General features: G+C 73.8%; 5 protein-coding genes. 3 read left to right on the forward strand and 2 right to left on the reverse strand.

What is annotated here, in order from left to right; translation table 11 throughout:
- Positions 1-93 precede the first annotated feature (93 nt).
- On the reverse strand, positions 94-1,131 hold the full coding sequence (locus tag ACR80Q_RS14680; RefSeq protein ID WP_435378381.1) for a TolB family protein: 1,038 nt from the start codon (positions 1,129-1,131) through the stop codon (positions 94-96).
- Complete coding sequence (locus ACR80Q_RS14685; protein WP_435378382.1) at positions 1,128-2,369, reverse strand: MFS transporter; 1,242 nt, start codon at positions 2,367-2,369, stop codon at positions 1,128-1,130. Before ACR80Q_RS14685 ends, ACR80Q_RS14680 begins: the two co-directional genes overlap by 4 nt.
- Positions 2,370-2,629: 260 nt before the next feature.
- Here ACR80Q_RS14685 and mfd point away from each other — a divergent pair, with 260 nt between their 5' ends.
- From mfd to mazG, 3 genes are all read left to right on the forward strand, one after another.
- Complete coding sequence (gene mfd / locus ACR80Q_RS14690; RefSeq protein ID WP_435378383.1) at positions 2,630-6,355, forward strand: transcription-repair coupling factor; 3,726 nt, start codon at positions 2,630-2,632, stop codon at positions 6,353-6,355.
- Complete coding sequence (locus ACR80Q_RS14695) at positions 6,352-6,963, forward strand: hypothetical protein (RefSeq protein ID WP_435378384.1); 612 nt, start codon at positions 6,352-6,354, stop codon at positions 6,961-6,963. The genes mfd and ACR80Q_RS14695 overlap by 4 nt, the downstream gene beginning before the upstream one ends.
- Position 6,964: 1 nt before the next feature.
- On the forward strand, positions 6,965-7,667 hold a 703-nt coding region (gene mazG / locus ACR80Q_RS14700; protein WP_435378385.1), incomplete at its 3' end, for a nucleoside triphosphate pyrophosphohydrolase.

Raw genomic sequence — 7,667 nt, forward strand, 5'->3', positions numbered from 1 at the left:
CTACATCGGCCTGGCCGGCGCGCTGTGGGTCCTGGACGGTCGCGACCGGGGGTCGGGCTCGGTAGGGGAGGGCGCGTCGACGACGTCCGACGCTCAGCCCGACGCCGTCGCGGGCTCGTCCCCCCGCACCACCGCGGGTGACCAGGCCTCGGGGATGAACACCTCCGCCGGCGCCTCGCCGTCGACCGGCAGCCGCCAGACGTCGCTGACCCCGGCGTCGCTGCCCTCACGTGGCAGCCCGTAGAGCAGGGTGCCGTCGTCCAGCCACTCGACCTGGTCGTCGACGCTCCGGGTCTCGCTCAGCAGCCTCTCCTGCCCGGTCGACAGGTCGAGGACGGCGAGGCGCCAGGTGCCGTCGAGGGCGCCCTCGCGCTTCTTGTAGGCCACCCGTCGGCCGTCGGGCGACAGCGACGGGCACTCGGCGTCCTCACGCAGCGAGCTCAGGGTTCGACCGGACAGGGACCCCTCGACCAGCCAGGTGGTCCCGCCGCTGGCGGCCGTGGCGAAGAAGCGGTCGTCGTCGGCGAAGGTGACCCCCCACACGTTCAGGTCGGCGGCGGTCAGCGGCGCCCCGTCGACGGTCAGGGCGAACTCCTGGATGTTGCCGTAGCTGTCCCCGGCCACCTCCCGCACGACCGTCTCGGTGGAGAAGTCGCCGCCGGCGTAGGAGTGGCCGGTGACGAACGTGGTGGTGGCGGCCAGCGAGCCGTCGCGCGACAGTCGGGCGCGGCTCGGCAGCCCGGCCAGCGGCAGCGCGTGCTCCTCCTGGAACGACGGGCCCAGCACCACCGTGCGGTAGGTGGTGACGACCCCGCGGTCGGCCTGCAGGCACAGGTGGCGGGCGGTGGTGGAGAAGACGCGCTCGCAAGGGACCCCGGTCAGTGCTCGTGGGCCGTCGGCGTCGGCGACCGGCACCACCGCCACCTGTCCGTAGGAGGAGTCGCGGCTCGTGCTCCGGAACACGACGTGGGGCGTCTGCAACACCTGCTCCAGCGACGTGGTCGGCAGCCGTGGCTCGGTGGCGGCGATCTCCCGTTGCTCGGCGACCCGCACCCAGACCGCGCCGACGCTGACCACCAGCGCGACCACGATCAGGACCGTCAGCACTACCAACCGGGTGCGTCGGCTCATACGGGCGTCTCGACCCGGTCGCTGCTGCGGACCACGAACCAGGCCGGTACCAGTGCCAGCGTCAGACCCACCGCCATGACGAGGACCGCGGGGCCGCTGCCGAAGGCGGTCCAGAGCAGACCGAACACGAGCGAGGAGCCCAGACGGGCCAGCACCACGACCGTCTGCACCGTCGCGATGCCGCTGGCGCGCAGGTGCGTAGGTGTCAGTCGGGCCGCGAGCGCGGCCACGACGCCGTCCGTGGCCGCGTAGTAGGTGCCGAGCAGCAGCAGCGCCGCGCCCCCGATCAGCGGTCCGTCGAGCGGGCCGGCCGCCGCCAGGTAGGCCAGCAGCAGCGCGACATGACCGGCGACGAACACGCGCGCGCGGCCCACCCGGTCCGACAGGCGTCCGAGGGGGACGGCCAGAGCGAGGTACGTCAGGCTCGTGACGACGAACAGCAGCGGGAACCACTGCGCAGCGAAACCCTCCCGTTCCTGCAGGACCAGGTAGAGGAAGCCGTCGCTCACGGTCAGCAGCCCCAGCCCGCCCGCCACGAGGCACAGACGCAGGAACGCCGGCCCGCCCAGGTCCCGCAGCCGGGGGCGGGCGGGACGCGGCTCGCGCGGCCCCGGAACGGTCGAGGTCGACGGGGCCGTCTGGGCGGGAGGCGTCGCGGGGGTGGTGCCTCGCGTACGCCGACGCTGGTCTGGCACCACGAGGCCGAGGACGGACAGCCCGAGCAGCGCCACCACGAACGAGACGAGGAACACGAGGTCGTAGCCCCCGGGGACGACGGCCAGCAGCACGAAGGCCAGGAGGGGACCGAGCATGGCCCCGACGGTGTCCATGGCCCGGTGCACCCCGAAGTTGCGGCCGAGGTCGGCGGGATCGCTGGACATGCTGATCATCGCGTCGCGGGGTGAGGTGCGCAGTCCCTTTCCCACCCGGTCGGCCGCGATCACCGCCGTGATCGCCGCGAAGCCCGCCGCTGGGAGCAGAAGGACCTTCGTCAGCGCAGAGAGCCCGTAGCCGACGAGGGCGATCCACTTGGGGCGGTCCAACCGGTCGGAGAGCCAACCGGCCGGGACCCGTGCGGCGGCGCTCACCCCCTGGTACAGCCCGTCCACGACGCCGTAGGCGAAGGGAGACAGCCCCACGACCACGGTCAGGTAGAGAGGCAGGACCGCCGCGACGGACTCCGAGGAGACATCGGTGAGCAGGCTGACGACGCCCAGACCCACCACGGTTCCGGGCACACGCGACCGAACACCTGGACCTCGACCGTCGGCGCGCAGCTGTTTCGCATCGACGTACACGCGCTCTCCTCGTCTGGGCGTGATCCACCCCCGGGCCCGTCAACGGTAGGCCGCGACGCGGTCGGCGCGGGCGAGAACGGGCGAAGTCGACCTCACAGACGCCCCGTGCCCGTCAGGCAGGGCCCGGGGGCCCTCCGGCGCGCCGCGACGAACTACCCTCGTAACGACAACGTCACCGCCCCCACCCCGTGCCAGGAGCCATGACCCTCACCGGCCTGCTGCCCGTCCTCACCGAGGACCCGGCCGTCAGCACCCTCGTCGGCCTCGCCGACCCCGCCGCCACCGACACCGGGGCGGTCGACGTCGTGTGCGCCGAGGGCGTCCGCGCCCCGTTGCTGGCCGCGCTCGCCGCCCGCCGGCCGCTGCTGGTCGTCACCGCCACCGCCCGCGAGGCCGACGACACCGTGGCGGGGCTGCGCAGCTTCCTGCCCGAGTCCGACGTGGTCGGCTTCCCGGCCTGGGAGACGCTGCCCCACGAGCGCCTCAGCCCACGCAGCGACACCGTGGCCGAGCGGCTGCAGGTGCTGCGGCGCCTGGCCCACCCCGGCGCCGACCCCGCCGGGCCCGCCCGTGTGGTCGTGGCCCCGGTCCGCAGCGTCATGCAGCCGTTCGCGGTCGGCCTGGGCGACCTGCGCGAGACCCGGTTGAAGGTCGGCGACGAGGTCGACCTGGACGACGTGGTGCGTGACCTGGCCGACGCCGCCTACCACCGGGTGGACATGGTCGAGCGGCGCGGGGAGTTCGCCGTCCGCGGTGGCATCGTCGACGTGTTCCCGCCCACCGCCGCCCACCCGGTCCGGGTCGAGTTCTTCGGTGACACCGTCGACGAGCTGCGCGAGTTCGGTGTGGCCGACCAGCGCAGCCTCGGCACGGTCGACGGCCTGGTCGCCCCGCCGTGCCGCGAGCTGCTGCTCACCGACGCGGTCCGCGCGCGGGCGGCGGACCTGCTGGAGTCCTATCCCGGCGCCGCCGAGCTGCTGACCAAGGTCGCCGACGGCCAGGCCGTCGAGGGCATGGAGGCGTTCATCCCCGTCCTCGTCGACTCGATGACCACGCTGCTGGACGTCGTGCCCAGCGACACCCTCGTCGTGTCGGTCGACCCGGTCCGGGTGCACAGCCGCGCGCAGGACCTGCTCGACACCGGCGCGGAGTTCCTCGAGGCGGCCTGGTCCAACGCGGCCGCCGGCAACGTGACGCCGGTGGACCTGACGACCGACGGCCTGTCCGCCGGGATGTTCCGCACCCTCCCGGACCTGCAGGACCACGCGCGGGACCTGGGCCTGGCCTGGTGGAGCGCCGGCAGCCTGGCCGCCGACGGCGAGCTGCGCGACGCCACCGACGCCCGCCTGGTCACCGTGCCCGGCCGCGAGGCCCAGGGCTACCGCGGCGACCTGGCCGAGGCCGCGACCGACCTGGGCGCCCACGTGCGTGACGGCTGGCGCCTGGTCGCCGTCACCGAGGGCCACGGCCCGGCCCAGCACCTGGTCAAGGTGCTCGGCTCCAACGACGTCCCCGCCCGCTACGTCGAGACCCTCGACGTGCCGCCGGAGCCCGGTGTCGTCCACGTCACCACCGCCGGGGTGCTGCACGGCTTCGTCAGCGAGGACCTGCGCCTGGCCCTGCTGACCGAGACCGACCTGGCCGGTCAGCGCACGTCCACCAAGGACATGCGCAAGATGCCGTCCAAGCGGCGGCAGATGGTCGACCCGCTCACCCTCAAGCCCGGCGACCACGTCGTGCACGAGACGCACGGCATCGGCCGCTTCGTCGAGATGACCCAGCGCGTCGTGCAGGGCGCGACCCGGGAGTACCTGGTCCTGGAGTACGCCCCCAGCAAGCGCAACCAGCCCGGCGACCGGGTCTACGTGCCCACCGACGCCCTCGACCTGGTCAGCCGCTACGTCGGCGGTGAGGCGCCGTCGCTGTCCAAGATGGGCGGCTCGGACTGGGCCAAGGCCAAGGGCCGCGCCCGCAAGGCCGTCAAGCAGATCGCCGGCGAGCTGATCCAGCTGTACAGCGCCCGGATGGCCAGCATCGGCCACGCGTTCGGCAAGGACACCGTCTGGCAGCGCGAGCTCGAGGACGCGTTCCCCTACGCCGAGACCCCCGACCAGCTGGCCAGCATCGACGAGGTCAAGGCCGACATGGAGCGGGCCGTCCCGATGGACCGCCTGATCTGCGGCGACGTCGGCTACGGCAAGACCGAGATCGCCCTGCGTGCGGCGTTCAAGGCCGTCATGGACGGCAAGCAGGTCGCGGTGCTCGTGCCGACCACGCTGCTGGTCCAGCAGCACCTGTCGACGTTCTCCGAGCGGTTCGCCGGCTACCCCGTCGTCGTCCGGGCCCTGTCGCGGTTCTCCTCCGACGCCGACGCCCGGCTGGCCCGCGAGGGCGTGGCCGACGGCAGCGTCGACGTCGTCATCGGCACCCACCGCCTGCTCAGCAAGGACATGCGCTTCAAGGACCTGGGCCTGGTCGTCATCGACGAGGAGCAGCGCTTCGGCGTCGAGCACAAGGAGCAGCTGAAGAAGCTCCGCACCAACGTCGACGTGCTCGCCATGTCCGCCACGCCCATCCCGCGCACCCTGGAGATGGCCGTCACCGGCATCCGCGAGATGTCGACCCTGGCCACCCCGCCGGAGGAGCGGCACCCGATCCTCACCTACGTCGGCCCCTACGACGAGCGTCAGGTCGGCGCCGCCATCCGCCGCGAGCTGCTGCGCGAGGGCCAGGTGTTCTTCGTCCACAACCGCGTCAGCGACATCGAGCGCGTCGCGGCGCACCTGGGCTCGTTGGTGCCCGAGGCCCGGATCCGCGTCGCCCACGGGCAGATGGGGGAGACCGACCTCGAGCAGACGGTCGTCGACTTCTGGGAGCGGCGCTTCGACGTGCTGGTCTGCACCACCATCGTCGAGACCGGCCTGGACATCGCCAACGCCAACACCCTCATCCTCGACCGGGCCGACACGTTCGGGCTGTCGCAGCTGCACCAGCTGCGCGGCCGGGTCGGGCGGGGCCGCGAGCGCGCCTACGCCTACTTCATGTGGAGCCCGGGCGCCACCCTCACCGACACCGCCCACGACCGGCTGTCGACCATCGCCGCCAACACCGAGCTGGGTGCCGGCATGCAGGTCGCCATGAAGGACCTCGAGATCCGCGGCGCCGGCAACCTTCTCGGCGGGGAGCAGTCCGGGCACATCGAGGGCGTCGGGTTCGACCTGTACCTGCGGATGGTCGCCGAGGCCGTCACCGACTACCGGCGCGACCTGGACGGCGACCACGAGGCCCCGCAGGTCGACACCACGGTCGACCTGCCCGTGGACGCCTACCTGCCGCACGACTACGTGCCCGCCGAGCGGTTGCGGCTGGAGGCCTACCGGCGTCTGGCGTCCGCCGGCGACGACACCGAGCTGGACGCCGTCGCGGAGGACCTGCGCGACCGCTTCGGCGCCGGCCCCGACGGCAGGCTGCCCGACCCGGTCCAGGCGCTGTTCGCCGTGGCGCGGCTGCGGGTGTTCCTGCGGGCCTACGGCCTCACCGACGTCAGCGTGCAGGGCAAGTTCCTGCGCCTGGCCCCGGTCGTCCTGCCGGAGTCCGCCCAGCTGCGCCTGGGCCGGCTGCACCCCAAGTCGGTCGTCAAGCCGTCGCTCAGCACGGTGCTGGTCCCGCTGCCCACCGCCCCCCAGGCCGGCCGGCTCAGCGGCGGCCCGGTCACCGGTACCGACCTGATCGCCTGGGTCCGGGACCTGGTGGCCGCGGTCCTCCCGGCCCCCGAGCACCCGGCCCCGCCGAGCACCGGCGTACGACCGGAGTCGACCCGCCGGAGCGACGAGTCCGCGACCGGGGGCGCGACCGGGCCCGTGGCGGCCGTAGGGTTCCGTACCGAGCACCAGGACCGCACCGTCGAAGGGATCAGCAGACGATGACGCCCCGCACCTCCACCAGGGCCCACGCCCGGGCCGGCCGCCTCGTCGGCCCCGTCCTCGGCGTGGTCGCGCTGGCGCTCGGGGCGAGCGCCTGCTCCGCCGCCGGCGACCCCACGGCGGCCGCCGTCATCGACGGCCGGGTCGTGCCCGAGGCCGACGTGCAGGCCGCCGTCACCGAGCTCCCGCTGGAGATCACCCAGAACACCCGGGTCGACCCCGTGCAGATCGTCAGCCTGCTGGTCGCCGCCGACGTCGTGGAGGGCGTCGCCCGCGAGTTCAGCGACGGTCCCGCGTCCCTGCTGGCCACCGACGAGGACGCCCAGGCGTTCCTGGACACCGTCGACACCGAGGCCGGCCGGGGCCCGCAGCAGTACTCCGACGCGACGCTGCAGGTCATCGCGACCAACCTGATGCTGTCCAACCTGCAGCAGACCGAGCAGGCGGCGCCCGCGCTGGCCGAGGGCATCAACGGCCTGCAGGAGGCCGACGTCACGATCAACCCGCGCTACGGGACGGTCGGCGAGCAGGGCGAGCTGCAGTTCGGCGTGTTCACCCACGACTGGCTCCCCGAGCCCGTCCTCGACGGGCAGGCCCCGCCCGAGGGCTGACATGACCGAGGACCACGACCGGGCACCGACGCCCGGTTCCGCCCTGCTGGACGTCGTCGCCGTCATGGACCGGCTGCGCTCGCCCGGTGGCTGCCCGTGGGACGCCGAGCAGACGCACGCCAGCCTGACCCGGTACCTGCTCGAGGAGACCTACGAGGTCCTGGACGCCGTGGACGCGCTCGAGACCGGGGCGACGGACGCCGACGCGGACCTGGCCGAGGAGCTGGGCGACGTCCTGCTCCAGGTCGTGTTCCACGCCCGCGTCGCGGCCGAGCGCGGGGCGTTCGACGTGGACGACGTCGCGGCCGGGCTGGCGGCCAAGCTCGTCCGGCGCCACCCGCACGTGTTCGCCGACGAGCAGGTGCGCACAGGCGAGGCGGTGCAGGCCCGCTGGGACGAGCTGAAGGCGGCCGAGAAGCCCCACCGCGGCCCCCTCGACGGCATCCCCAACCACCTGCCGGCGCTGGCGCGGGCCGACAAGCTGCTCGGCCGGCTCGAGCGGGCCGGACTCAGGGTCGGGCTCCCGGCTGCCGATGTCACCCAGGTGGACCTGGTGGACGTGTTGGACGAGCCCGCGACGACCCCGGAGGCGTTCGGGGCCGCGCTGTTCTCGCTCGCCGCCCGGGCCCGCGCCGCCGGCGTCGACCCCGAGGCGGCCCTGCGCTCCCACGTCGGCCGGGTCGCGGCCGACGCGGCGGCGGGGG

It is taken from the genome of Aquipuribacter aurantiacus, assembly GCF_051216895.1.
GTDB lineage: Bacteria > Actinomycetota > Actinomycetes > Actinomycetales > JBBAYJ01 > Aquipuribacter.

Coding starts and splice junctions, on each gene's coding strand:
- ACR80Q_RS14680 (WP_435378381.1), bottom strand. CDS start 1,131: ATGAGCCGACGCACCCGGTTGGTAGTGCTGACGGTCCTGATCGTGGTC.
- mfd (WP_435378383.1), top strand. CDS start 2,630: ATGACCCTCACCGGCCTGCTGCCCGTCCTCACCGAGGACCCGGCCGTC.
- ACR80Q_RS14695 (WP_435378384.1), top strand. CDS start 6,352: ATGACGCCCCGCACCTCCACCAGGGCCCACGCCCGGGCCGGCCGCCTC.